Origin of the sequence: Streptomyces sp. NPDC092045, from assembly GCF_044756005.1 — a bacterium.
GTDB lineage: Bacteria > Actinomycetota > Actinomycetes > Streptomycetales > Streptomycetaceae > Streptomyces.
This window is the reverse complement of sequence record NZ_JBIVSC010000013.1, coordinates 57,174-82,729: the sequence shown is the minus strand read 5'-3', so window position 1 is coordinate 82,729 and position 25,556 is coordinate 57,174. Positions and strand designations below refer to the sequence as shown.

Here is a 25,556-nt window from a genome sequence, read left to right as displayed (position 1 = left end):
AGTCGCACATGACAGCGGAGCCGCTGACCGACGCCCCGGGCCGCGCGACCGCCCCGGCCGACGCCCCCGACCGCGAGACCCTCCCCGACCGCGCGACCGTCCGGACCGGCACCCCGGACCGGGCGACCGCCCCGTACCAAGGGAGCGGCCCGGACCACGAGACCGCCCCGGACCGGGCGACCGCCTCGAACCAAGGGACCGGCCCGGACCACGCCGCCGTCCCCACCGACGCCCCCGACCGCGCGGCCGTCCCGTACCCCGAGGCCGCCCCGACCGACCCCCGACGCGCCCGCGGCAACCAGCTCACCCGCGCCGCCCAGTGGTTCGCGGGCACCCGGAACGACCCCTACGGCCTGATCCTGCGCTCCGGCACCGAGGACCCCCGCCCCCACGAGGAGCGCGTCCGCGCCGAGGGGCCGCTGTTCCACAGCGCGCCGCTCGACACCTGGGTGACGGCCGACCGCGCCGTCGCCGAGGCGGTCGTCGCGGACCCCGCCTTCGACGGCCCCCGCCCCGGGCCGGAGGCCGCCGCCGGGGACGGGCTCCCGTACCGCAGCGCCGTCCTCGCCGTGGACCGGGCGACCGCCGCCCGCCTGGCCCCGCTCACCGCCCTCGGCGGCCCCATGCTGTGGGCCCCTGAGGAGGAGTGCGTGGAGAAGCGGACCGTGACGCTCGCCCGCGCGCTGCTCGCCGGACTCGGCGACCGCTTCGACCTCGCCGAGGACTTCGCGCGCCGGCTCGTCGGCCGGGTGATCGGCGAACAGCTCGGCCTGCCCGAGGCCGCCCACGAGCGCTTCGTGCGGATCCTGCCCGACTGCCGGCACGCCCTCGACGGGCTGCTCTGCCCCCAGCCGCACGCCGTCGTCCGCGCTGCCGAACGGGCCGAGGCCGCCCTCTCCGCCGTGCTCGCCGAAGGCCTCCACGAGGCCGGGGAGGACAGCGTCCGGGCCGCCCGGATCCTCGCCGTCGGCGCCGCCGAGACCACCGTCGTGCTCGTCGCCAACGCCGTGCGCCGGCTCCTCGCCGAGCCCGGCGCCTGGCAGCGGCTGGCCGCCGACCCGGCCCTGGCCGCCGGAGCCGTCCGGGACACCCTGCGCCTGGCCCCGCCCGTCCGGCTGGAGACCCGCACCGCCCGCGCCGACACCGTCCTCGCGGGCACCGAACTGCCCGCCGGCAGCCGCGTCACCCTCCTCGTCGCCGCCGTCAACCGCGACCCGGCGGCCCCCGCGGACGCCGCGCCGTTCGGCCTCCCCGGCGACCTGCACTTCGCGCTCTCCGGGCGGCTGGTCACGGTGATCGCCCGCGCGGCGCTCGGCGCGCTCGCCGGGACCCTGCCCGCCCTGCGCACCGCCGGCGAGGAGGTCACGCGACCGCGCTCACCGGTCCTGGCCGCGCCCGCCCGCCTCCCCGTCGCCGGAACCGCCTGACGGCGGCCCCGGCCGACGACGACCACGACCCCGACCGCAACGAGCCAGACGAGGGCGGACGACGCCATGCGCGTACTGATCACGTGCTTCGCGCACAACACCCACTACTACAACCTGGTGCCGCTGGCCTGGGCGCTGCGGGCCGCCGGGCACGAGGTCCGGGTGGCCAGCCAGCCCGCGCTCACCGAGGTGATCAACGGCTCCGGGCTCACCGCCGTGCCCGTCGGAGACCTCGACTCGATCGTCGAGCTGATGACGCGGATCGGCGGCGACCCCACCCCGTACCAGACGGGCTTCGACTTCGCCGACACGGTCACCGAGCCGATCGGCTGGGAGCACGCCCTCGGCCAGCAGACCATGATGACGGCCATGTCGTTCGCGCCGCTCAACGGCGACACGACCATCGACGACCTCGTGGCGTTCGCCCGTTCCTGGCGGCCCGACCTGGTGCTCTGGGAGCCCTTCACCTACGCCGGGCCCATCGCCGCGCACGTCACCGGCGCCGCCCACGCCCGGCTCCTGTGGGGCCCCGACGTGGTCCTGAACGCACGCCGCCAGTTCCTCGAACTGCTCGCCGCGCAGCCCGAGGAGCGCCGCGAGGACCCGATGGGCGAGTGGGTGACCTGGACCCTCGAACGCTTCGGGATCGTCCCCGGCGCCGACGCCGTCGAGGAGATCGTCCGGGGGCAGGCCACCGTCGACCCGGCCCCCGCGAGCCTGCGGATCCCCGTGCCCGGCGACCTCCTGCCGATGCGCTACGTCCCCTACAACGGCCCCGCCGTCGTACCGGACTGGCTGCACGCCCCGCCCGCCCGGCCGCGGGTCTGCGTCACCCTCGGCGTCTCCGCCCGCGAGACCTTCGGCCGCGACGCGGTCCCCTTCGAGGACCTGCTGCACGCCCTCGGCGACGTCGACGCCGAGATCGTCGCCACCTTCGACGCCACCCAGCTCCGGGACCGCGACGCCCTCCCCGCCAACATCCGCGTCGTCGACTTCGTCCCGATGGACGCCCTGCTGCCGACCTGCGCCGCGATCGTCCACCACGGCGGCGCCGGCACCGGCTACACCGCCACCCTGCACGGCGTGCCGCAGATCATCGTGGCCGCCCTGTGGGACGCCCCGCTCAAGGCCCGCCTGCACGAACGGCAGGGCGCCGGCATCGACCTGCCGCCCGAGAAGCTCGACGCCGCGTCCCTGCGCGAGGCGGTCGTACGGGCCCTCACCGACCCCTCGATCGCGGCGGCCGCGCACCGGCTGCGCGACGAGGCCCTCGCCGACCCCTCGCCGGCGGAGCTCGTCCCCGCCCTCGAACGCCTCGCGGCGCGCCCGCGCACCGCCCACCCCAGCCAAGGAGAGACGACGTGACCACCACCGGAGCCCCCGCGGACAGCGGTTACGCGGACGGCATCGCCCGCCTCTACGACCTGGTCCACCAGGGCAAGGGCAAGGACTACGCGCGCGAGGCGGCCGACCTGGCCGCCCTGGTCGCCTCCCGCGCGCCCGGCGCCCGCAGCCTCCTCGACGTGGCCTGCGGCACCGGCCTCCACCTGGAGCACCTCACCCGGGCGTTCGACACCGTCGAGGGCGTGGAGATCTCCGCCGACATGCGGGACATCGCCGTACGCCGCAACCCGGGCGTGCCCGTCCACCTCGGCGACATGCGCGACTTCGCGCTCGGCACCACCTTCTCCGCCGTCACCTGCATGTTCAGCTCCATCGGCCACATGCGCGACCAGGCCGAACTCGACGCGGCCCTGGCCCGCTTCGCGGCCCACCTCGCACCGGGCGGCGTCGTCGTGGTCGAACCCTGGTGGTTCCCCGCCACGTTCACGCCGGGCTTCGTCGGCGCGTCCATCACCGAGGCCGAGGGCAAGACCGTCTCCCGCGTCTCGCACTCGCGCCTGGAGGGCGACGCCACCCGCATCGACGTGCACTACCTGATCGCCGAGCCCGGCCGGGACATCGCGCACCTCTCCGAGACCCACCTCATCACCCTCTTCCCGCGCGAGGCCTACGAGCGGGCCTTCGTCCGCGCCGGCCTCGCCGTCGAGTTCCAGGAGGGCGGCCCGTCCGGCCGGGGCCTCTTCGTCGGCGTCCGGGCGTGACGGCCGCGTGATCGAGGAGATCCTCCCGCCCGGGACGGTCGCGGCCGACACGGCCGGGGAGCACCCGCCGGAGCTGCTCTTCGCGGGGGAGCGGGCCCTGATCCGCGACGCCGTCGAGGAGCGGCGCCGCGAGTTCGCCACGGTCCGGGTGTGCGCCCACCGGGCGCTCGCCGCCCTCGGGCGGGCCGCCGAACCGGTGCTCAGCGGCCGCCGGGGCGAGCCCCTGTGGCCCGCCGGCACGGTCGGCTCCCTCACCCACTGCGAGGGCTACCGGGGCGCCGCCCTGGCGTCCGCCGACCGCTGGCGGTCCCTCGGCATCGACGCGGAGCCGCACCTGCCGCTGCCGCCGGGCGTGACCCGGGGGATCGCCTCGGCCGCCGAGCGCGAGCGGCTGCGCGAACTGGCCCGCCGCCACCCCGGCACCCGCTGGGACCGGCTGCTGTTCAGCGCCAAGGAGTCCCTGTTCAAGGCCTGGTCCCCGCTGACCCGCCGGGCCCTGGACTTCGACTCGGCGGAGCTGGTGCTCGACCCGGCCGCCCGGACGTTCACCGCCCGGCTGCGGATTCCCGGGCCGGTGCTCGACGGCCGGGCCGCGACCGAGCTGACCGGCCGGTGGACGGTGACGGACGGACTCCTCCTGACCGCGGTCGCCGTCCCCGGCCCCCGGACGGCGCCTGCGGGAGACCGTCCGGCGCCTCCGGCAGCCCGTCCGGCGCCCCCGGCAGCCCGCCCGGCCCCCTCGGGAGCCGTTCGCGTCCCGGGACAGAACCGCTCGTGAACCGGCGGAGGAACGCCCCGCCCCTTTCCGGGGACGCCCGGCCCGCCGACGTGCGCCCGCCCCTCCCGTCATCCCGCCAGGCCCCCGCCCCGGGGCCAACCGGCAACCGTAGGTACGGGCCGTACCGCCGCCCAAGGTGCCCGGAGCACACCGCGCCGCCCCGGAACGGGCCCCCGCCGGTGGCCCGGTCACCGCGCCCGCCGCCCGGCGGCCGGTTGACGCCCCCTCAGCAGGCCGGTTACGTTCCCCGGGTCGTCGGGGCAGGGTCGATCCGTCCGCTGGGGGGCTGGGATGACAGGGGAGGAACCGCAGTCCGGGGCCGAGGTCCTGCGCGTCCTCGAACTCCTCGCGGGGGAGGCGCCCGCCCACGCGTACGAGCAGCTCGTCGCCCAGGCCCGCCGCTCCGGCGCCGACCCCGGCCGGATCGACCGGCTGACCCGCGCCAAGGGCCTCGCCCTGGAGGTCGGCGCCCTCTTCGACCGGCGCCGCCAGCGCGAGGCCGAACTCGCCGCGCTCGTCGACACCGCCCTCGAACTCACCGCGCCCGCCCGGCTCGACGCCACCCTCCGCCTGATCACCCGCCGCGCCCGGCTGCTCCTGAACACGGACCTCGCCTGCACCGCCCTGGCCGACGAGGCCACCGGGGACCTGGTCGTCGCCACCGCCGACGGCGCCGTCAGCGCCCGCACCACCGGCCACCGGGTGCCCGCCGCCGCACTGCGCGGCGCCCCCGGCGAACTGCCCGGCCCCTTCCGGACCGCCGACCACCTCGCCGACGACCGGCCCGGCCACACGGCCGCCCTCGAAGACCTCCTGGAGGCCGAGTCGCTGCACGCCGTCCTCGGCGTGCCGCTGCGCTCCGGCGACCGCTGCCTCGGCTTCCTCTACGTCGCCGACCGCAGGACCCGGCACTTCACCCCCGACGACGTGTCGCTCATGTCCTCCCTCGCCGACCTCTCCGCCGCGGCCGTGGAGACCGCCCGGCTCCTGGAGGACGCACGGGCCGCCAACACCGTCCTGGAGGACGCCGGGACCCGGGCCCGCGCCGGACTCAGCGACGCCCTGCGCGCCAAGGACCTCCAGGACGACCTGGTCCGGCTCGTCCTGGAGGGCACCGGCCTGGACGAGCTCCTGGCCCGCGCCGCCGCCGAGCTGGGCGGCGGCCTCTCCGTCCGGGGCCAGGGCGGCGAACGCCTCGCCGGGCACGGCCGCACGCCCGCCCCCGACACCGCCGAACTGGAGCGCGTGCGGCTCAGCGCCGCCGCCACCGGCATCGCCTGCCCCCTGACCGACGGCACCCTGGTCGTGCCGCTCTCCGTCCGCTCCGAGGACGTCGGCACGCTCCTCCTCCACCCCGCCGAACCGGCCGCCGGACCCGGCACGGGCACCGCCGCCGGCCGGCCCGGCGAGCAGGTCCTCCTCTCCTACGCGCGCACCGTGTCCCTGCTGCTCGTCCTCCAGCGCTCCACCGACGCCGGGGGACGGGCCGACGACGACCTCCTGGAGGACCTCGTCACCTGGGACGGGCCCGCCGAGGGCCTGGAGCGGCGCGCCCGCCGCCTCGCGGCCCGTCTGGAACGCCCCCACGTCATGGTCGTCGCCCGCCCCCGGAGCGAGGCCGCCGACCTGGTCGAGAGCTGGGCCGCGGGACACGCCCGCCGCCACCGCGGCATGAAGACCGTCCAGGGCGACCGGCTCGCCCTGCTCCTGCCCGGGGACGACCCGGCCGCCTGCGCCGACCGCGTCCGCGCCGGACTCGCCGAGGCCACCGGCGCCCCCGTCACGGCCGGGGCGGCCCGGCTCGGCCGGGGACCGGACGCGGTCCGCCGCGCCCACCGGGAGGCCGTCCGCTGCCTGGACGCGCTCACCGCGCTCGGCGGCGCCGGGCGCTCCGCCGCCGCCCGCGACCTCGGGTTCATCGGCATGCTGCTCGCCGAGGAGCACGACGCCCCCGGCTTCGTGGAGCGCACCCTCGGCCCGCTCCTCGACCACGACGCCGAGCGGTTCGGCAACCTCGTCGAGACCCTCGACGGCTGGTTCCGCGCCGCCGGCAGCCCCACCCGGGCCGCCGAACTCCTCTACGTGCACCCCAACACGGTCTCCCGCCGCCTGGACCGCATCACCCAGCTGCTCGGCCCCGACTGGCAGCGGCCGGAACGCTCGCTGGAGCTCCAGCTCGCCCTGCGCCTGCAACGGGCGCGCGTCTTCCACGGCCTCGCGCCCGACGGCCCCCGGTCATGGGAACCGGCGTGACCGCGCCGAGGCCCCGGCGCGTCCCCGGGCCCAGCAGCCGCACCGCGTGAGCCAGCGACACCAGCGTCACGTGCCGGTGCCAGCCGTGGTACGAGCGCCCCTCGAAGTCCAGCGCCCCCACCGGCAGGCTCGTGTCCGTGAAGTCGGCGTCGGCCCGCCCGATCAGCCGGCCGAGGCCGAGGAGCGCGCTCCGGCTCGCGCCGGTCAGGTTCGTCAGCCACAGCTCCGACGCCTCGCGGCCGTTCGGCGACCACACCCCCACCAGCGTCAGCGGGGCGCCCGCCGGCGGCGTCCCGCCGAACGCCCGGCGCGGCCCCGGCACCGCCGGCCCGGGCAGCCGTACGGGCAGCAGGGACACCAGCGAGGTCCTCGGCAGTCCCGTGCCCGCCGGCTCGAACCACTCCACCGGCCGGCCCTGGGAGCGCGCCAGCTCCACGAGGCGGCCCGCCGAGGCCGACACGGACCGGCTCCCCCCGCCGGAGAGCGCCGGGGCCAGCAGGCCCGTACCGCCGCCGATCCGCAGCAGGAAGGGCAGCCCGGCCCGGGAGAAGGCCCCCACCATCGACGGCACGGCCTCCTCGCGGGCGTCCGTCACCACGGGCAGCCGGGTGATCCCCCAGCCCGCCGTCTCCAGCGCCATGTCCAGGGCCAGGCCCTCCGCCGACCCGGCGTCCACCGAGTCCGGTATCGCGGCCCGCCGGCGCATCTCGGCGTCCTCCAGCCAGTCGCCCGACAGCGACAGGCGCCAGTTCACCGGGGCCGCCGCCGCCCCCGAGGCCAGCCACAGGCCGTACCCGTGCTGGCTGTTGACCACCTGCCCGAGCTGCGGGACGAACCGGCGCCCCACGCCCACCGAGTGACGGCCCGTCTTCGGGATGACCAGCGGGCGCACCACCCACGCCTTCGGCGCGAGCAGCCGGTCCAACCGGGCCGCGAGCTCCGCCCGCAGCGGGGACCAGTCCCACGTCGAGCAGCTGATGAAGTGGTGCAGGCTCTGCTCCGCCGACCGCTCGTCCGTGCTCGCGGCCAGGTTCCGCATGGTCTTGCGGCCCGGGGCGTGCAGGAGCCCGTGCACGTACAACTCGCCCTTGTGCCGCTGGTCGCGGCGGCGCAGCGAGGACAGCACCGACGCGACCAGCGCCCGCGCCGCGCCCGCCGCCGGGTCGTGCGGAAGGCTCGGGGCCTCCACCGCCTGGAGAGTGGCCCTCATGACGCTCCTCGGGGTCTCGGCGCCCCGGGACCCGCCGGGCCGGGGCTGCGCTCGCTGGACCCCTCCACCGTCCCCGGCCGCCCGTTCGCGGCCCAGGTAGGCCGGGGACACACTTCCCGGACCGCACCGCCCCCGCCCCCCGCACGCCCCGGCGCGCGCCCCGCGCCCACGGGGGGTGGTGGCCCGGCCACCACCCCCCGGCACCACGGCCCCGCCGCCGCCCCTCCGCCGCCCCGGCGGCGCCCCGAGCCCGCCGGTCTCAAGCGATCCTCGAGCGCCAACTCCCTTACGACACGGAGCAGAACCCCCGAACTCCGTAGAGTGTGACGGGCCGACCTCGTCTCCCGCGGCCCGTTCCGTGAGCGTGGAGGCACGCGCACCACGCGCGCGCACCGACGCACCGAAACAACAGGAGACCGCATGCTGTCCCGCAGGCCGGCGGAGCGAACGTCCCGCCCTCCCACCAGACTCCGGACCGACGGGCGCGGGCGCCCGGGCCGCGCGCCGCGGCTGCTCGCCCTCACCGTGGCCCTGCTCTGTACGAGCGGCCTGCTCACCACCGCCAACGGCACCACGGCCGACCGCGCCGCCCCGAGGGGCGCGGCCGAGGAGGGCAGCCAGCGCGTCCGCGCGCTCGTCGCCCGGATGACCCTCGACGAGAAGCTGTCCTTCGTCCACTGGACGGCCGGGGCCGAGAACGGCCCCCTCGCCCGGGGCGTCGGCTACCTGCCCGGCGTGCCCCGCCTGGGCATACCCCCGCTGCAGGCCGCCGACGGCCCGGTGGGCGTGCGCATCAACGGCAGCCGCGCCACCGCGCTGCCCACGCCCACCGCGCTCGCCGCCACCTTCGACGACGGCCTCGCCACCGCGTACGGCAAGGTCATCGGCCACGAGGGCCGGGCCCTGGGCCAGGACGTGGTCCTCGCCCCGATGGTCAACAACATCCGCGTGCCGCACGGCGGCCGCAACTTCGAGACCTTCAGCGAGGACCCGCTCGTCACCTCCCGCACCGCCGCCGCCGAGATCCGGGGCATCCAGGGCCAGGGCCTGATGGCCACGGTCAAGCACTTCGCGGGCAACAACCAGGAGACCGACCGCTTCACCGTCGACGCGACCATCGACGAGCAGACCCTCCACGAGACGGAACTGCCCGGCTTCCGCAGCGCCGTCGAGGCCGGCGCCGCCTCCGTGATGTGCGCCTACAACGGCGTCAACGGCACCCCCGCGTGCAGCAGCGACCAGCTCCTCCAGAAGGTCCTGCGCGAGCAGTGGGGCTTCAGGGGCTGGGTGATGTCCGACTGGCTCGCCACCAAGGCGACCACCGACATCACCAAGGGCCTCGACCAGGAACTCGGCCTGGAGATGGGCAAGCCCACCGACCCGGTCCCCGACTCCCAGCACTTCGGCGCCGCCCTGAAGGCCGCCGTCACCGCCGGCACGGTCCCCGAGGCCGCGCTCGACCGCTCCGTGGTCCGCATCGTCGGCCAGATGGAGCGCTTCGGCCTCCTCGACCCCGCCGGCGGCCCCGCGCGGCCCGCGCGCGACGCCCAGGCCGGCCGGGCCACCGCCCGCGAGATAGCCGAGAACGGCGCCGTCCTGCTGCGCAACACCACGACCGCCGGCCGCCCCGCCCTCCCGCTCACCGGGACCGCCGCCACCTCCCTCGCCGTCATCGGCGACAGCGCCCTGCACCCCAAGGTCTCCGGCCTGGGCAGCGCGCACGTGGTGCCCGACGCGGCCGAGTCCCCGCTCGACGCCCTGCGCGAGCGCGCCGGCGCGAACGCCGCGGTCGCCTACGAGCCCGGCGTCGAACGGCTCGGCGTCCCGCTGACCGCGACCGAACTCAGCCCCGCCTTCCACAACGGCAGGCAGCTCGACCCGGGCGGCGACCGCGCGTTCTACGACGGCACCCTGACCGTCCCGGCGGACGGCGACTACCGCATCGGCGTCCGCGTCGACGGCGGCCTCGCCGTCCTCCAGGTCGAGGGCCAGGCCCCCGTCTACGCCGCCGACTCGTTCAGCGAGACCACCAGCGTCGTCCTCAGCCTCACCAAGGGCACCCACAAGCTCTCCATGAGCGGCTGGGCCTGGCCCGACCGCCCGCTCTCCGTCGACCTCACCTGGGTCACCCCCGAGCGGGCGAGCCGGAACATCCAGCGGGCCGTCGCCGCCGCGGCCGCCGCGGACACCGCCGTCGTCTTCGCCCAGGACGAGGGCTCCGAGGGCTGGGACCGCCCCTCGCTCTCCCTGCCGGACGGCCAGGACGCCCTGATCGCCGCGGTCGCCGCCGCCAACCCCAACACGGTCGTCGTCCTCAACACCGGCTCCTCCGTGCTGATGCCGTGGCTGGGCTCCACCCGCGCCGTCCTCCAGATGTGGTACCCGGGCCAGGAGGGCGCCCGCGCCACCGCCGCGCTCCTGTACGGGGACGCCAACCCCGGCGGAAAGCTCACCCAGACCTTCCCCGCCGCCGAGGACGCCCACCCGATGGCCGGCCGCCCCGAGCGCTTCCCCGGCGTCGCGGGCAGGCAGGAGTACGGCGAGGGGATCCACGTCGGCTACCGCTGGTACGAGCGGGAGGGCGTGGCCCCGCTGTTCCCCTTCGGCCACGGCCTGTCGTACACCTCCTTCTCCTACCGCGACCTCACCGTCGAACGGACCGCCACCGGCGCCACCGTGCGCGTGACCGTCCGCAACACCGGCCGCTCCACCGGCAAGGAGGTCGTGCAGGCCTACCTCGGCCCCAGCGACCGGATCACCGCCCCGCAGGCGGTCAAGAAGCTCGCCGGCTACACCAAGGTCACCCTGGCCCCCGGCCAGGAGAAGCGGGTCGCCGTCACCGTCGACGCCCGCCAGCTCCAGTACTGGGACACCGCCCGGCACTCCTGGCGGGACGCCCCCGGCGCCCGGACCGTCAAGGTCGGCTCCTCCTCGGCGGACATCCGCCTCACCGGCCGCCTCGCCCCCTGAACCCCCCACCCAGTGAGAGGACACGCATGACCGCGACAGAACACGGTTCCACCCCCGCCCCCACCGGCGGCCGCATCGCCGCCGCCGACGCCATCGACACCACCCAGGACACCGGCCTGCGCCACGTCGCGGCCCTGTCCACCGAACTCCGGGACGTCGTCGAGGTCGAGCAGCGCCAGGTCCGCCTGGAGCGCGTGGTGCTCGTCGGCGTGTGGACCTCCGGCACGGTCGCGGAGGCCGAGAGCTCCCTCGCCGAGCTCGCCGCCCTCGCCGAGACCGCGGGCGCCCTCGTCCTCGACGGCGTCATCCAGCGCCGCGACAAGCCGGACCCGGCCACGTACATCGGCTCGGGCAAGGCCGGGGAGCTGCGCACCCTCGTCGAGGCCACCGGCGCCGACACCGTCGTCTGCGACGGCGAACTGAGCCCCGCCCAGCTCGTCCGCCTGGAGGAGTTCGTCAAGGTCAAGGTCGTCGACCGGACCGCCCTGATCCTCGACATCTTCGCCCAGCGCGCCACCTCCCGCGAGGGCAAGGCGCAGGTCGCGCTCGCGCAGATGCAGTACATGCTGCCGCGGCTGCGCGGCTGGGGCGCCTCGCTGTCCCGGCAGATGGGCGGCGGCGGTGGCGCGGGCGGCGGCATGGCCACCCGCGGCCCCGGCGAGACGAAGATCGAGACGGACCGGCGCCGGCTGCGCGACAAGATGTCCAAGATGCGCCGGGACATCGAGGAGATGAAGACCGCCCGCGACCTCAAGCGGCAGGAGCGCCGCCGCAACAAGGTCCCGTCGGTCGCCCTCGCGGGCTACACCAACGCGGGCAAGTCCTCGCTCCTCAACCGCCTCACCGGCGCCGAGGTCCACGTCCAGAACGCGCTGTTCGCCACCCTCGACCCGACCGTGCGCCGCAGCGAGACGGCCGGCGGACGGGCCTACACCCTGGCCGACACCGTCGGCTTCGTGCGGCACCTGCCGCACCAGCTCGTCGACGCCTTCCGCTCCACCCTGGAGGAGGTCGCCGAGGCGGACCTCATCCTGCACGTGGTCGACGGCTCGCACCCCGACCCGGAGTCGCAGATCGAGGCGGTGCGCACCGTCATCGGCGAGATCGGCGGGGAGGGCGTGCCCGAGCTCGTCGTCGTCAACAAGGCGGACGCCGCGCCGGCCGACGTGCTGGAGCGGCTCAGGAGCGCCGAGCCGACGGCGATCACGGTCTCCGCCCGCACCGGCGAGGGCATCGACCACCTCCTGGCCAGGATCGCGGAGGAACTCCCGCACCCCGACGTCGAGGTGGAGGTGCTCGTCCCCTACACGGAGGGGCAGCTCGTGGCCCGCGTCCACGAGACGGGCGAGGTCCTGGAGGAGACGCACGAGGAGAACGGCACCCGCCTGAAGGCGCACGTCGACGCCTCCCTCGCCGCCGACCTGGCCGCCTACGCGGCCTGACGCGCACGACGGGCCGGCCCCCTCCCGAGCACGCGGGGAGGGGGCCGGCCCGTCGGCGGGTCCCGGTGGGACCCGGTGGGATCAGTGGGCGCGGGTGGTGAACTCGCGGATCGAGGAGACGACGTAGTCGACCATCTCCTCCGTGATGCCCGGGTAGACGCCGATCCAGAAGGTCTGGTCGGTGATCAGGTCGCTGTTGACCAGCGGCTCGGCGATCCGGTGCGGCTTCTCGGCGTACGCGGGGTGGCGGGTGAGGTTGCCCGCGAAGAAGCGGCGCGTGTGGATCCGCCGCGACTCCAGGAAGTCCACGAGCGCGGCCCGGGTGTAGGCCGCGTCCGGGTCCACCGTGATCAGGAAGCCGAACCAGCTCGGGTCGCTGTCCGGGGTCGGCTCCGGGAGCAGCAGGCCCGGCAGCCCGTCGAGCCCGGCCCGCAGCAGCGCCCAGTTGCGGCGGCGGGCCGCGCTGAACTCCTCGACGCGCCCCAGCTGGCTCAGGCCCAGGGACGCCTGGAGGTCGGTCGCCTTCAGGTTGTACCCCACGTGGGAGAAGATGTACTTGTGGTCGTAGCCGTGCGGCAGCTTCCCCATCTGCTGGTCGAAGCGCTTCATGCAGCGGTTGTCCTCGCCCGGCTCGCACCAGCAGTCCCGGCCCCAGTCGCGGAAGGACTCCACGATCCGCGCCAGCACCAGGTTGCTGGTCAGGACGCAGCCGCCCTCGCCCATCGCGATGTGGTGCGCCGGGTAGAAGCTGGTGGTCGCCAGGTCGCCGAAGGAGCCGGTGCGCTTCCCCCGGTACGTGGAGTCGACCGCGTCGCAGTTGTCCTCGACGAAGAACAGGCCCCGCTCCTCGGCGAGCTGGGCGACCTCCGCCACCCGGAACGGGTTGCCCAGGGAGTGCGCGATCATGATCGCGCGGGTCTTCGGCCCGATGGCCGCGGCGATCCGCTCGGGCGTCGTGTTGTACGTGCCCAGCTCGACGTCCACGAAGACCGGCACCAGGCCGTTGTGCAGGATCGGGCTGACGGTGGTCGGGAAGCCCGCCGCGACGGTGACGACCTCGTCGCCCGGCCTCAGGCGCTGCTCCTCCAGCTGCGGGGAGGTCAGGGAGCTGAGGGCCAGCAGGTTCGCGGAGGAGCCGGAGTTCGTCAGATGGGCCTTGCGGGTGCCGATGAAGCGGGCGAAGTCCCGCTCGAAGCGCCGGGAGCTGACGCCGGCGGCGATCCGCATGTCGAGCGCCGCGGAGACCAGCGCGAGCCGGTCCTCCTCGCTCAGCACGGCGCCGGAGACCTGGACCGGGGAGACCCCGGGTTCGAAGGGACCGGGAGCCTGCTCCCGGTGGTACTCACGGACGAGCTCCGCGATCCGGTCCTTGGTCTCGCCCATGGTCGTTCCCTTCTGATGGCACCGCTGACGGAACCGTGAGCCTAGGCCCGCGGACACGTCGAATCGGCAGAGCGCCGGTCGACTTCATCAGGTCCGCGAGAAATTCCGGCGCGTGGCGAAAAGTATTCCCCCGGGCCGGGAAGAGGCTCGCCGGGAGGTCACTCGGATGCCACAATAAAACCGCTCTAGAACATGCTCAGGAGGTAACGCATGACTGCTACGCCGGAAAACAACGCCGCCGAGACCGACGCCAAGCGCAAGTTCCAGGAGGCTCTGGAGCGCAAGTCCCGCAACGCCCGATCCCAGCAGGCGCACCACGAGGCGCGTCTGAAGATCAACGGCGCCAGTGGCCTCAACCGCCAGAGCCGGAATTTCCGACGCAAGGCCGGCTGACCCCGCAGGGGCCTTTCGGAGGGCCGTCGTGATCCCACCCCCGGGTGATCGCGGCGGCCCTTTTCCATGGGCTCGGGAAGTCCCTCGGGAGAGACCCGCTGGAGTCTCCCTCGATTCCTGGTCGAGAAAAGCTCGACAATTCCTGGGAACGAGCTCTGTATTCAGCCGAACCCTGTTCCCCCGGTCGCGGTGATTGTTTTCTACTGCGAGCGCGCCGTGATGCGCCGTGCGCGCGACCGTGTCGCCGCCGGCGCCTTCGTCCGAGGGAGGGACGCGTCCGGATGGACGACAAGGAGATACTGACCCGCTTCAAGGACGGGACCCTGGACCGCGCCCGGGCCGCCGCCCTGCTCGCGGCGGGGGCGGGGGGACGGGCGGGGGGCCGGGTCGAGGGCCGGGCCCGGGACCGGTCCCGGCCGGGGAACGCCCCGGGGACGCGCGGGAGCGCGCCCGCCCCGGCGCCCGTGCCGACTCCGGGCCGGCTCCGGACCCTCGCCCCGGTCCCGTCCCTCGCCCCGGTCCCGGGCCCCGGCGCCGCAGGGGGGTTCGGGGAGGCGGGGGACACCCGGAACGTCCGGGGCACCGGAGGGGCCCGAAGCGCCGAAGGCACCCGAGGCGCCGGGGAGGACCGAGACACCCGGGAGGCCCACGACGTCCCGTACGCCGGCCGCGTGGCCGTCGTCGGCGTCTCCGGCCGCTTCCCCGGGGCCCCGGACCCGGACGCCCTCTGGCGGCGGCTCCGCGCCGGACGCGCCGCCGGTCCCGGTCCGCTCCCGCGCGACCGCCCCGGCAGCGGCGGCGCCGGGACGGGCCACTACCTGGACCGCGTGCAGGACTTCGACCCGGTGTTCTTCGGGATCGAGCCCGCCGAGGCGGCCCTGATGGACCCCCAGGAGCGGATCTTCCTGGAGACCGCCTGGGAGGCCTTCGAGGACGCGGGCTGCACCGGCGGCCGTCTCGACGCGCTGGCCGCGCCGGACGGGACCCCGCGCAGCGTCGGCGTCTTCGTCGGGGCGAGCGCGGGCGACTACGCGCTGCTGGCCGCCGAGGCCTGGGCCCGGGGCGCCCGAGCCATGCCCCGCCGGGGCCACTGGAGCCTGCCCAACCGGCTCTCCGCCCTGCTCGGCCTGACCGGCCCCAGCCAGAGCGTCGACACGGCGGAGTCCTCCGTGCTCGTCGCCCTCGACCTGGCCCTCGACGCCCTGCGCCGCCGCGCGTGCGAGGCCGCGCTCGTGGGCGGGGCCCATCTGCTGCTGCACCCCGCGAGCCGCCGCCCCGGGGCGGGGGAGTGCGCGGGCGCGCTGCTCCTGAAGCCGCTCGACCGGGCCCTGGCCGACGGCGACACCGTCCACGCCGTGGTCCTCGGCGGTGCGGTCGCCCACGCGGGGGACCCGGACGCCCCGCGGCGCCTGGCACGGGCCGCGCTGCGCGGGACCGGGCCCGGGCCGGAGGAGCCCGGACTCCGGGAGGACGCGGGGACGGCCGCCGCGTCGGTGGGCGACGCCGGCGCGGCCACCGGCGTCGCCGTCCTGACCCGCGCCGTGCTCCAACTGCGCCACCGCGTCCTGCTGCCCGGCCCCGACCGCCCCGAGGCCGAGCCCTGGACCCGGCCGGGGCCGGAGCCGCGACGCGCCTCGGCGACCGTACGGGGGGCGGGCGGGGTCGAGGCCCACGTGGTCCTGGAGGAGTTCCGCCCCGAGCCGCCCGCGCTCCCCGGACCGCCGGACGGCGGGGGAGGCCCGGAGAACCGGACCGCCCCGGCCGCCCCCGCCACGACCGACGCCCCCGCTCCCGCTCCCGCTCCCGAGGGCGAACTGGTCCTGCTGTCCGCGCCCACCCCCGCCCACCTCGCGGCCACCGCCGCCCGGCTCCTCGGGCGGATCGCCGGGCGCGACGCGCCCCCGCTCGCCGTCCTCGCCCGCTCCCTGCGGACCGGGCGGGCCCCGATGGACTGCCGCTTCGCCGTCCTCGTCCACGACCTCGCCGCGCTCTCCGCCGCCCTGGAACGGCTGGCCGCGGGCGCCGTGCGGGGTGTCGCCGACCTGCGGGGCGGCGCGGCCGACCCGCTGGGCCTGGGTGCGGTGCCCGAGACCCGCGCCTACCTCGCCGGGCTCTGGGAGGCCCGCCGGCTGCCCCAGTTGCGCGACCTCTGGCTGTCCGGGGTGGACGCCGACTGGGCCGCCCTGGAACCGGCGGCCGGCCCCGGCGCCGTGTCGGTGCCGCTGCCGCCCTCCGCGTTCCTGCGCACGCCGCTGTGGCTCCCCGGCGCGGGAGAGGGCGGATGAGCGCGCCGGCGGAGGAGCGGACGCCCCCGGTCAACCTCTGGTTCTGCCCCAACGACGACCTGGCGCCCGCCGTCGCCGCCACCCTCTGCGCCCACTGGCTGGACGAGAACGAGCGGGAGATCGCGGGCCGCTTCCTCTTCGAGCGCGACCGCCGGCAGTACCTGGTCGCGCACGCCCTGGTGCGCCGCGTCCTCGCCCTGGAGACCGGCATCCCCGAGGCGGAGGCCGTCATCTGGCGCTCCTCGCGCGGCCGCCCCCACCTCCAGACCCCGGCCGGCGGCCTGCCGCGCGGCGGCGACGCCCTCGACTTCAACCTCTCGCACTCCCAGACGTACAACCTGCTCGGAGTCGCCCGCGGGCACCGGATCGGGGTCGACGTCGAGCGGCTCGACCGCTCCGACGTGGGCCTGTCCACCATCGTGAGCACCTTCACCCCCGCCGAACGCGACTGGATCGGGCGCCTGGCCCCCGGCCGCCCCCGCGACCAGCGGGTGCTGCGCCTGTGGACGCTCAAGGAGGCGTACTCCAAGGCCCGCGGGCTCGGTCTCGGGCTGCCCTTCGACTCCTTCGCCTTCACCCTCGCCGAGGACCGGGGCGTGCTCCGCTTCCGGCCGCCGGAGGACGACTCGGCGGCCCGCTGGCGGTTCCTGGAGTTCGAACCGGTCCCCGACGTGCTGGCCGCCGTCGCGCTGGAGGTCGACGGGGTGCGCCCGCCCCCGGTCCACCTCCACCACGGCTTCCCGTGGGGCCGCGCCGCCCCGCGCCGGCTCGTGCTCCCGGCGGCGAGCACCTGACCCCCGCCCGCCACCGGGCCGACGGGACGGGGCCGCCTCGGGAGCGCTTGAGGAGTCTTTGAAGGATCCTCGATCCGGCCGCCGGAGACTGTCCGCACCGAATCCGGGTCCCCTCGGCCGGCCCCGCACCCCGGGCCACGGCCGGAAGCGGAGGCAGACGCATGACCGTAGGACCGGTCCGCACCGAGGGGGACCCGCTCGGGAACGGGGGCTTCCCCGCCCTGTACGCGGACGTGCAGCGGTTCTACGCGAGCCAGATGGAGCTCCTGGACACCCACGACACCGGACGCTGGACCGAGACCTTCACCGAGGACGCCGTCATCGAACTCCCCTCCCCGGCCCCGCCCCTGCCCGCCCGCTCCGGACTCGGCCGCTACGTGCGCGCCGGCGCGGCCCGGCGGCGGGCGCGCGGCCGCCTCGACCACTGGGTCGGCATGCTCGACGTGCGGCCCCGGGAGGACGGCACGCTGCGGACCCGCTGCTCGGCCCTCGTGCACGCCGCGCCGCACGGCGGCGGACCCCCGGTCCTGTACGTGTACGCCATGGAGGACGTCCTGGTCCGCGCCCCCGGCACGTGGCGCGTCGCGCACCGCCGGGTCACCCGCGACGACCTGGCGTGAGCGCCCGGCCTCAGGCCGGGACGCCGAACGAGGCGAGGACGTCGTCCAGTTCGTGCGAGTGGACGGTGAAGGCCTCGGGGACGAGCGCGGCCGCGTCGAGGACCCCGAGCACGGCCCGCACCGTCTCCACCGCCGCCTCGCCGCGGATCGACAGGGCGAGCGCCTCGGGATCGCTCCACGCGTCGCCGAGGACCGGGGCGGGCCCGGCCCGGAAGGCGGCCTCGGCGCGCCCGAGGTCCGCCGCGTCGGAGAACCGCAGGCGGACGAGACCGCTGGGCGCCGGACGGTTGGCGCGCATGGCACGACTCCTTCGATGAGGACCCCGGCCGCTGGCCCGGCCGGTGACGTGTGACGAAGAGAAAGGGGAGTGGAACGATGAGCAGCGACCCGCCCGGGGACGCCGGGACCCGGTTCTACGTGCTGGCGGGCGAGGAGCGGCAGAGCCTGTGGCCCTCGTTCACCGACGTGCCCGCCGGCTGGCGGATCGTGTTCGGCGAGGAGAGCCGCGACAACTGCCTCGCGTACATGGAGGAGTGCCTCACCCGCCCGCGGACGGCCGGGGACCGTGCGGCGGAGGCCGCCGGCTCCGCCTGATCCGCCGGGCGGGCCGTCCGGCCCGCCCGGTCGTCCGCCGTCCGGTCCGGGACCACCCTCCGGTGGTTCCGGACCGGGCGTTTCAGGCAGCCGAGGACGCCTTCCGCACGGAGCCGGCGCGGTCCAGCTCCCGCTCGGTGCGCCGCAGCACGATCGAGTCGGCGATCTCGCCGCTGCGCACCGCGATGTTCGACAGCAGGGCCGAGGTCAGGCCGTGGGTGTGCTCGGTGCCGCCCTGGAGGTAGACCCCGCAGGTCATCCCGGAGGCGCTGACGAGCCGGTAGTCCCGTTCCACCCGGTGCTTGCCCGCCGCGTCGCGCTCGAAGTACCGGTCGAACCCGCCGAGCAGCCGGGCCGGGTCCAGGCCGTCGTACCCGGTGGCGAACACCAGGGCGTCCACGGCCGTCTCCTCGACCGTGTCGTCGAGCAGCGAGCGCAGGACCACGCGCGTCTCGTCCCCGGCGCCCTTCACCGCGTCGACCCGGGTCAGGTTCCGGAAGCGCAGCCGCCTGGTCCCGCGCACCTGCTCCTCGTACGAGCGCTGGTACAGGGCGCGGATGACGTCGGCGTCGACCACCGAGTAGTTGGTGTTGCGGTGGTAGCGCCAGAAGGCGTCCCTGGCCCGGTCGGTGCCGAAGTAGTACTCGTCGACCGCGGAGGGGTCGAACACCTGGTTGGCGAAGGGGGTGTCGTCGGCGATGGAGTAGCCGTACGACGGGATGACCGCGCCGACCTCCGCGTGCGGCAGCGCGTCGTGCAGGAACCGGGTGATCTCGGCCGCGCTCTGGCCGGCGCCGACCACCATCACCCGCCGGAGCTCCTCCGGGTCCCGGTCGTTGAACCTGCTCAGGAACTCGGAGCTGTGCCAGACCCGTTCGTGGCCGCCCATGCCGTCCGGCAGGCGCGGCACCAGGCCGGTGGAGACGGCCACGTTGCGCGCGGCGACCACGCGGACGGTGCCGTCGCCGTCGCGCACCTCGACCTCCAGGAGGTCCGGCGGGCCGTCCCCGCCGTCCTCGGTCACGGGCCGGATCGCGGTGACCTCGGTGCCGTACGACACCCGGTCGGCGAGGCCGGCCGCCGCCCACTCCAGGTACTGGTGGAACTCCCGGCGGGTCGGGAAGAAGTCCTGGTTGTTGACGAACTGCACGAGCCGGTTCGAGGCGTGCAGGAACGAGACGAAGCTGTACCGGGACAGCGGGTTGCGGAAGGTGACCAGGTCCTTGAGGAACGAGATCTGCATGGTCGTCGACGGCAGCAGCATGTCGCGGTGCCAGCCGAACGCCGGCTGCTTCTCGAAGAAGCGGGACGTGACCGGACGCCCGGGAGTGCTCTCGCCGTGCTCCTCCAAGGCGATCGCGAGCGACAGGTTGGACGGGCCGAACCCGATGCCGACCACGTCGTGAATCTCTTGGCTGCGCCTGCCCTTTATGCCCATGGAAAATTCTCCCGATGACGTCTGGAAAGCTCGGCCGATGGCCCGAGAGACCGCTCTGCAGTCTGCTGGTGAAAGTCGCTCGAAGGCAACTCAAAGGCGACTCGAAGACGACATGAAGGCAATACGGAGACCGCTGGAGCCGCTCGGGGCCCGTAAGCGTTGTCCCGTCGACAGGACGTCGTTAGGGTCGGCCCGGATTCTCGAGAACTCCACAAGTCCGGCTTGAGCGGACCTCGTGCCGGGGCTTTTCGCCCCGGCGCGTCCCCGGTCGGAGTCTCGCCCCAGGGAAATACCGAAAGGTGAATCCGCATGTTCGTACCCAGCTTCTACCGCGAGCCCGACAGCTCGTGGATGGTCGACGTGATCCGCGACAATCCGCTGGCGCTCGCGGTGTCCAACGGCGGCCCCGGCGAGGGCCCCTTCGCCACCCACCTCCCGGTCATCTTCGACCCCGAGGCCCCGGCCGAACCGTCCGGGGACCTGCGCGGGACCACGCTGCTCGGGCACATGAACAAGGCGAACCCGCACTGGAAGGCCCTGGAGACGGGAAGCGTCCTGCTGCTGACCTTCACCGGGCCGCACTCCTACGTCTCGCCCACGGTCTACCGGAAGACCCCGGCCGCCCCGACCTGGAACTTCACCGCCGTGCACGTCCGGGGCGTGGTCAGGATGCTCGGTTCCGCCGAGGAGACGCTGAGCGTGGTGGAGTCCACCGTCCGCGCCTTCGAGAAGGACTTCGGCGACGGCTGGGACATGACCGAGTCGCTCGGCTACTTCCGCAAGATCGTGCCCGCCGCCGGGGCTTTCAGCGTCACCGTCACCGGCGTCGAGGGGATGTTCAAGCTCAGCCAGGAGCAGCCGGGCGAGGTGCGCGAGCGGGTGCGGGAGTCGTTCGGGCGGAGCGCGTGCACCCACAAGCGCGAGACCGCCGGGCTGATGGGCCGCCTGTAGGGCGCGCGGGCCCGGCCCGTACGGCCGGGGGTCAGCCGGCGGCGGCCGCCGTCACCAGGGCCTGACCGGAGGGCCGGACGGCACCGGGAGCGGTCCCGGAGGCGTTTCCGGGCGCGGCCGCGGGCAGTCCGTCCCGTGGTTCCGCCGGCCCCGCCGGCTCGTCCAGCGCGTTCGCCGCCGCGCTGTCCAGGACGTTCGTCACCCACTGCTCGAACCCGATCCCCGCCTGCTCCGCGGCCCTGTGCCACCACTCCAGGCGGCCGCCGGGCAGCTCCAGGCGCCGGCCCGGCCCGGTGGCGGCGGCGGGCGCCGGCCGCTCGGTGCCGCGCCCGGCGCGCAGGGCGCCGCGCAGCTGCTTGGTGGTCCACCGCAGCCGCTCGGTCCGGTCGAGCCAGGCGTCCTGCTCCTCGGGCGGCAGGGAGGCCAGCTCGGCGTGGTGCTGGAAGCTCAGCGCGGACCGCCGCCGGTCCAGGCCGAAGCGGCGCGCGACCCAGGCGTAGTTGCGCAGGGTCTGGTACGAGAGGCCCACGGCGCGGATCCCGCGCTGGTACCGGTCGGCGTAGTGGTCCTTGCCGTAGACGAGCCAGTCGCCCAGCCACCAGCAGGAGGAGTCGACGACGCCGGCGAGCCGGTGCCCGGTCCGCTCCCACTCGTCGTAGGCCATGGAGACGGGCATCTGGAGGCCGACCCGGGTCGTCAGCACCTGCCGGTCGTGACGCTGCCGCCGCGCCGGAGCCTGGGCCGGCGGCCCCGCCGGGGACGGGACCGGGGACTGCGTCGCGGTCTGCGGAAGGGGGGTTCCCGGACCGTCGTACGACCCCGCGGTCCGACCGGCCTGACGCGCCATCATGCCTCCATGAAAAGGGGTCCACATGTCCGGTGAGAAGTTTCGTCGGCCCGGCTGGAACGCCGCCGGAGCAGCGTTCGAGCCCGTACGGGGGTACGGAATCGGCCAACGAGATGTACCGTCGACAGGACGCCGCGACACCGGCGCGGCCGCCGCGGACCGAGCGCCCTCTCACCTCGGCCGATTTCCGGCCGGAAGGACGTCCTCGCCCCGGCCGAATTCGGCCGCAGCGGCCCGGCGCCGACCTTTCCCGGCCCCTGTCGATCAATGCGCGCGCGGCGCGGGCGAATCGCCCCGCCGCCGCTGTTCCCGAAAGCGCGGAACCGGCCCGACGGGCCGCTCTCAGACATTCTCAGAACGGGGAGAACACGATGCGGACGATGCGGAAGAGACCGGGAACGGCGACGGCCGGATTCCTCGCCCTCGCCCTGACGGCCACCCTTTTCACCGGGTCCGCCCAGGCGTCGCGGGGGTCCGGTCCCGCGGCGGGCGGCCACGAGGCGACGCGGCGGGCGATCGACGCCGCCGTCGCCGCCGGCATCCCCGGCATCACGGCGGAGGCGCGCGACTCCCGGGGCGTCTGGAAGACCGCCGCGGGCGTCGGCGACCTGACCACGCGCGCACCGCGCGGCGAGAACGACCGGTTCCGCGTCGGGCACCTCACCAGCACCTTCGTGGCCACGGTCCTCCTCCAGATGGAGGCGGAGCGCAGGCTCGACCTCGACGACAGCGTGGAGCGCCACCTCCCCGGCCTGGTCACGGGCAACGGCAACGACGGCCGCGCCATCACCGTCCGGCAGGTCCTCAACCACACGAGCGGCCTGCCCGACTACTTCTCCGACGCCGCGTACGTCGACACGTACGTCCTCGGCGACGGGTTCTTCGCGCACCGCTACGAGACCATGCCGCACGACAAGCGCGTCCGGGTGGCCCTCGCCCACCCGCCGCTCTTCCCGCCCGGCACCCGGCACGGGTTCTCCAACACCAACGACGTCATCGCCGCGATGGTGGTCGAGAAGGCAGGCGGCAGGACGTACGAGGAGGAGGTGCGCCGCCGCATCATCGGGCCCCTGGGCCTCACCGCGACGACCACCCCGGGCAACGGGGTCCACCTGCCCCGGCCGAGCGGCCGGGGCTACTCCAAGCCCTACTTCCTCACCCGGCCCGACCGGATCGAGGACGTCACCGAGCTGAACGGCTCGCACAACTGGGGCAACCTCGACATCATCTCCAACGCGGCGGACCTGAACCGGTTCTACGGCGCCCTGATGCGCGGGGACCTGCTGCCGCCCGAGCAGCTCCGGGCGATGAAGACGACCGTCGTCAACCCCGACGTCCCGATCGCGGCCTACGGCCTCGGCATCGAGCGGCTGACGCTCGGCTGCGGCACGACCGTCTGGTACCGCGACGGCGGCACGGTGGGCTGGCTCTCGATGGTCGCGCTCACCGAGGACGGCCGCCACCGGTTCACGTTCAACTACAACAGCGACTGGCGGGCGGACGACCTCCTCCCCATCCTCAGCGCCGAGTTCTGCGACTCGGCCCCGCGCACCCGCTGATGCGGGGCGCGGCACCACCGCACGCCCGTCGAACAGGAGGGTCCATGTCCGTCAGAGCGGCCGTGCTGGGAGCGACCGGATACGCGGGGGGCGAGCTCCTGCGCCTGCTCCTGGCCCATCCCGGGGTGGAGATCGGCGCGGTGACCGGGCACTCCGGCGCGGGGCACCGGCTCGGCGACCTCCAGCCGCACCTGGCCCCGCTCGCCGACCGGGAGGTGCTGCCCACCACCGCCGGGGCCGCCCGGGGCCACGACGTCGTCTTCCTCGCCCTGCCGCACGGCCGGTCCGCCGCGCTCGCGGAGCGACTGGGCGAGGAGACGCTCGTCGTCGACTGCGGCGCCGACTTCCGCCTCGCGCGGGCGGCCGACTGGGAACGGTTCTACGGCTCGCCCCACGCCGGCACCTGGCCCTACGGCCTGCCCGAACTGCCCGGCGCCCGGGCCGCCCTCGCGGGCGCCCGGCGGATCGCCGTCCCCGGCTGCTACCCGACCGCGGTCCTGCTGGCGCTCCTGCCGGCGTACGCGGCCGGGCTCGCGGAGCCGGAGGCGGTGGTCGTCGCCGCGTCCGGCACCTCCGGCGCCGGGCGGGCGCCCCGCGCCGACCTGCTCGGCAGCGAGGTCATGGGCTCCGTGCGGCCGTACGGCGTCGGCGGCGGCCACCGCCACACGCCCGAGATGGCGCAGCACTTGGGCGCCGCCGCCGGCCGGCCCGTCACCGTCTCCTTCACCCCGACCCTGGCCCCCATGCCGCGCGGCATCCTCGCCACCTGCTCCGCCGCCGCCCGGCCCGGCACCACGGCCGGGGACGTCCGCGCCGCGTACGAGAAGGCGTACGCCGACGAGCCGTTCGTCCGGCTGCTGCCGGAGGGCCGGTGGCCGGCCACGGCGTCCGTCGTCGGCTCCAACTGCGCGCAGGTGCAGGCGGTCCTCGACCCGGCGGCCGGCCGGATCGTGGTGATCAGCGCCATCGACAACCTGACCAAGGGCACCGCGGGCGGGGCCGTCCAGAGCATGAACGTCGCCCTCGGCCTCCCCGAGGCCCTGGGCCTCCCCACCACCGGAACCGCACCGTGACCGCCGCGCACGTCCACGAGAACGCCGCGCACCCCACCGCCGCCCGCGTCCACGCCGACACCGCGCACGTCCACGTGCCCGCCGCCCACGTCCACGGCGACCCCACCCGCTTCCACGTGCCCGCCGCCCGCGTCCACGGCGACCCCACCCGCTTCCACGAGACCGCCGCGCCCGTCCGCGACGACACCGCGCACGTCCGCGACCACGCCGACCCCGTCCACGAGAACAGCGAGTACGCCTCATGAGCGCTCCTCCGTCTCCCCTCCTCCCGGCCCCGGCCCCGGCCACAGCTCCACCCCCGCCCCCGGCGGCCCCCTGCTCCTGCTCCCCCGCCCCCGCCGGGCGCGCCGAGCCCGCCGCCCTGCCCAAGGCCCGCGTCCTCGCCGAGGCGCTGCCCTGGCTGGCGCGCCACCGGGGCCGGACCGTCGTCATCAAGTTCGGCGGCAACGCCATGGTCGACGCGCGGCTCAAGGCGGCCTTCGCGCAGGACGTCCTCTTCCTGCTCCACGCCGGCCTCAGGCCGGTCGTGGTGCACGGCGGCGGCCCGCAGATCGGCGCCCAGCTCGACCGGCTGGGCCTGGAGTCCCGCTTCGAGGCCGGCCTGCGCGTCACCACCGACGCGACCATGGACGTCGTCCGGATGGTCCTCGCCGGGCAGGTGCAGCGCGAGCTGGTCGGGCTGCTCAACGGCCACGGCCCGCACGCCGTCGGCCTGACCGGCGAGGACGCCCGTCTGATGACCGCCGTCAGGCGCTACGCCGAGGCCGGCGGCAGGGCCGTGGACATCGGCCGCGTGGGCGAGGTCGCCCGCGTCGACACCGGGATCGTGCGGACCCTCGTGGAGGACGGGCGGATCCCCGTGATCTCCTCCGTCGCCCGGTCCGAGGACGCCAAGGACGCCGCCGGGGGAGGGGTGTTCAACGTCAACGCCGACACGGCGGCCGCGGCCCTCGCCGCCGCCCTCGGGGCCGAGACGCTGCTGGTCCTGACGGACGTCGAGGGCGTGTACGCGGACTGGCCGCACGGCGAGGTCGTCCCCCGGATGACCGCCGCCGAACTGACGGAGCTCGTCCCGCGCCTCTCCGCCGGGATGATCCCCAAGATGGAGGGCTGCCTGTACGCCGTGAACAACGGCGTGCGCACGGCCCGCGTCATCGACGGCCGGGTCGAGCACGCGGTCCTGGCGCAGGTCTTCACCGACGGGGGCACCGGCACGGAGATCGTGCCGGACCGCGCCCCGGCCCGCCCGCCCGTCCCCGGCCCGGCCCACCCGCCGGAAACGGGGCGCGAACCCCCTCCCGACCGGGCCCCGCGTCGTTGAGCGGGACTCGACCGGGCCCCCACGGGCCCGTGGATACAGTGCGACGAGTCTCCCGCCCGGCCGTACGGGCGGGCGGGCCCGTACGCGCACGGCGCCGGCCCGGAAGGCACGGG

21 protein-coding genes and 1 pseudogene are annotated in these 25,556 nt (G+C 75.7%); 17 read left to right on the top strand and 5 right to left on the bottom strand.

Annotation, left to right across the window (positions count from 1 at the left end; genetic code table 11):
- The first annotated feature begins 8 nt into the window (after positions 1 to 8).
- From ACIQKA_RS25020 to ACIQKA_RS25000, 5 genes are all read left to right on the top strand, one after another.
- Entirely contained in the window at positions 9 to 1,427 is a 1,419-nt protein-coding gene (locus tag ACIQKA_RS25020) for a cytochrome P450 (RefSeq protein ID WP_391096587.1), read from the top strand.
- A 66-nt stretch (positions 1,428 to 1,493) separates the two neighbouring features.
- Positions 1,494 to 2,792: an activator-dependent family glycosyltransferase gene (locus tag ACIQKA_RS25015; RefSeq protein WP_383150663.1), complete on the top strand. Its 1,299-nt coding sequence runs from the start codon at positions 1,494 to 1,496 to the stop codon at positions 2,790 to 2,792.
- A complete protein-coding gene (locus ACIQKA_RS25010; protein ID WP_383150662.1) occupies positions 2,789 to 3,532 on the top strand; it encodes a class I SAM-dependent methyltransferase in 744 nt (247 codons plus the stop codon). The genes ACIQKA_RS25015 and ACIQKA_RS25010 overlap by 4 nt, the downstream gene beginning before the upstream one ends.
- A gap of 7 nt (positions 3,533 to 3,539) precedes the next feature.
- Positions 3,540 to 4,310: a 4'-phosphopantetheinyl transferase gene (locus ACIQKA_RS25005; protein ID WP_402542441.1), complete on the top strand. Its 771-nt coding sequence runs from the start codon at positions 3,540 to 3,542 to the stop codon at positions 4,308 to 4,310.
- Positions 4,311 to 4,601: 291 nt separating this feature from the next.
- The gene (locus ACIQKA_RS25000) at positions 4,602 to 6,563 is read left to right on the top strand and encodes a helix-turn-helix domain-containing protein (protein WP_402542440.1); all 1,962 of its coding nucleotides are present in this window, start codon (positions 4,602 to 4,604) and stop codon (positions 6,561 to 6,563) included.
- Between the two features lie 538 nt (positions 6,564 to 7,101).
- On the opposite strand, the pseudogene ACIQKA_RS24995 reads toward ACIQKA_RS25000, so the two are convergent.
- Positions 7,102 to 7,773, bottom strand: a pseudogene (locus ACIQKA_RS24995) (transposase); the annotation flags it as partial.
- A gap of 420 nt (positions 7,774 to 8,193) precedes the next feature.
- On the opposite strand from ACIQKA_RS24995, the gene ACIQKA_RS24990 reads away from it, so the two are divergent.
- On the top strand, positions 8,194 to 10,743 hold the full coding sequence (locus ACIQKA_RS24990) for a beta-glucosidase (protein WP_383443573.1): 2,550 nt from the start codon (positions 8,194 to 8,196) through the stop codon (positions 10,741 to 10,743).
- A 26-nt stretch (positions 10,744 to 10,769) separates the two neighbouring features.
- The gene (gene hflX / locus ACIQKA_RS24985; RefSeq protein WP_383150654.1) at positions 10,770 to 12,185 is read left to right on the top strand and encodes a GTPase HflX; all 1,416 of its coding nucleotides are present in this window, start codon (positions 10,770 to 10,772) and stop codon (positions 12,183 to 12,185) included.
- 81 nt (positions 12,186 to 12,266) lie between these two features.
- On the opposite strand, the gene rfbH is transcribed toward hflX, so the two are convergent.
- The gene (gene rfbH, locus ACIQKA_RS24980; RefSeq protein ID WP_383150652.1) at positions 12,267 to 13,568 is read right to left on the bottom strand and encodes a lipopolysaccharide biosynthesis protein RfbH; all 1,302 of its coding nucleotides are present in this window, start codon (positions 13,566 to 13,568) and stop codon (positions 12,267 to 12,269) included.
- Between the two features lie 210 nt (positions 13,569 to 13,778).
- On the opposite strand from rfbH, the gene ACIQKA_RS24975 reads away from it, so the two are divergent.
- The 4 genes from ACIQKA_RS24975 (at position 13,779) to ACIQKA_RS24960 (ending at position 17,660) form a co-directional block, all read left to right on the top strand.
- On the top strand, positions 13,779 to 13,961 hold the full coding sequence (locus ACIQKA_RS24975) for a DUF5302 domain-containing protein (RefSeq protein WP_376233278.1): 183 nt from the start codon (positions 13,779 to 13,781) through the stop codon (positions 13,959 to 13,961).
- A gap of 281 nt (positions 13,962 to 14,242) precedes the next feature.
- A complete protein-coding gene (locus tag ACIQKA_RS24970; protein ID WP_402542437.1) occupies positions 14,243 to 16,246 on the top strand; it encodes a beta-ketoacyl synthase N-terminal-like domain-containing protein in 2,004 nt (667 codons plus the stop codon).
- Positions 16,243 to 17,040, top strand: coding sequence for a 4'-phosphopantetheinyl transferase family protein (locus ACIQKA_RS24965; protein WP_390111992.1), 798 nt, complete (start codon positions 16,243 to 16,245; stop codon positions 17,038 to 17,040). The genes ACIQKA_RS24970 and ACIQKA_RS24965 overlap by 4 nt, the downstream gene beginning before the upstream one ends.
- A gap of 161 nt (positions 17,041 to 17,201) precedes the next feature.
- The gene (locus ACIQKA_RS24960) at positions 17,202 to 17,660 is read left to right on the top strand and encodes a nuclear transport factor 2 family protein (protein ID WP_402542435.1); all 459 of its coding nucleotides are present in this window, start codon (positions 17,202 to 17,204) and stop codon (positions 17,658 to 17,660) included.
- 10 nt (positions 17,661 to 17,670) lie between these two features.
- On the opposite strand, the gene ACIQKA_RS24955 is transcribed toward ACIQKA_RS24960, so the two are convergent.
- Positions 17,671 to 17,958, bottom strand: coding sequence for a hypothetical protein (locus ACIQKA_RS24955; RefSeq protein WP_386365185.1), 288 nt, complete (start codon positions 17,956 to 17,958; stop codon positions 17,671 to 17,673).
- A gap of 77 nt (positions 17,959 to 18,035) precedes the next feature.
- On the opposite strand from ACIQKA_RS24955, the gene ACIQKA_RS24950 reads away from it, so the two are divergent.
- On the top strand, positions 18,036 to 18,254 hold the full coding sequence (locus ACIQKA_RS24950; RefSeq protein ID WP_402542433.1) for an MbtH family NRPS accessory protein: 219 nt from the start codon (positions 18,036 to 18,038) through the stop codon (positions 18,252 to 18,254).
- Positions 18,255 to 18,336: 82 nt separating this feature from the next.
- On the opposite strand, the gene ACIQKA_RS24945 is transcribed toward ACIQKA_RS24950, so the two are convergent.
- Positions 18,337 to 19,692, bottom strand: coding sequence for a lysine N(6)-hydroxylase/L-ornithine N(5)-oxygenase family protein (locus tag ACIQKA_RS24945; protein WP_383150641.1), 1,356 nt, complete (start codon positions 19,690 to 19,692; stop codon positions 18,337 to 18,339).
- A gap of 309 nt (positions 19,693 to 20,001) precedes the next feature.
- Between ACIQKA_RS24945 and ACIQKA_RS24940 the strand changes: the two genes are divergently transcribed.
- Positions 20,002 to 20,643, top strand: a complete 642-nt coding sequence (locus ACIQKA_RS24940; RefSeq protein WP_383150640.1) for an FMN-binding negative transcriptional regulator — start codon at positions 20,002 to 20,004, stop codon at positions 20,641 to 20,643.
- Between the two features lie 31 nt (positions 20,644 to 20,674).
- Here the strand turns inward: ACIQKA_RS24940 and ACIQKA_RS24935 are convergent, their stop codons facing one another.
- Positions 20,675 to 21,346, bottom strand: a complete 672-nt coding sequence (locus tag ACIQKA_RS24935; RefSeq protein WP_383150638.1) for an LmbU family transcriptional regulator — start codon at positions 21,344 to 21,346, stop codon at positions 20,675 to 20,677.
- A 524-nt stretch (positions 21,347 to 21,870) separates the two neighbouring features.
- Between ACIQKA_RS24935 and ACIQKA_RS24930 the strand changes: the two genes are divergently transcribed.
- The 4 genes from ACIQKA_RS24930 to argB are packed head-to-tail and all read left to right on the top strand — an operon-like array spanning position 21,871 to position 25,443.
- The gene (locus ACIQKA_RS24930) at positions 21,871 to 23,049 is read left to right on the top strand and encodes a serine hydrolase domain-containing protein (RefSeq protein WP_390112001.1); all 1,179 of its coding nucleotides are present in this window, start codon (positions 21,871 to 21,873) and stop codon (positions 23,047 to 23,049) included.
- A 44-nt stretch (positions 23,050 to 23,093) separates the two neighbouring features.
- Entirely contained in the window at positions 23,094 to 24,122 is a 1,029-nt protein-coding gene (argC, locus tag ACIQKA_RS24925) for an N-acetyl-gamma-glutamyl-phosphate reductase (protein WP_383150634.1), read from the top strand.
- Positions 24,119 to 24,367, top strand: a complete 249-nt coding sequence (locus tag ACIQKA_RS24920; protein WP_391096580.1) for a hypothetical protein — start codon at positions 24,119 to 24,121, stop codon at positions 24,365 to 24,367. The genes argC and ACIQKA_RS24920 overlap by 4 nt, the downstream gene beginning before the upstream one ends.
- Positions 24,364 to 25,443: an acetylglutamate kinase gene (argB, locus tag ACIQKA_RS24915; RefSeq protein ID WP_391096579.1), complete on the top strand. Its 1,080-nt coding sequence runs from the start codon at positions 24,364 to 24,366 to the stop codon at positions 25,441 to 25,443. Before ACIQKA_RS24920 ends, argB begins: the two co-directional genes overlap by 4 nt.
- Positions 25,444 to 25,556 lie beyond the last annotated feature (113 nt).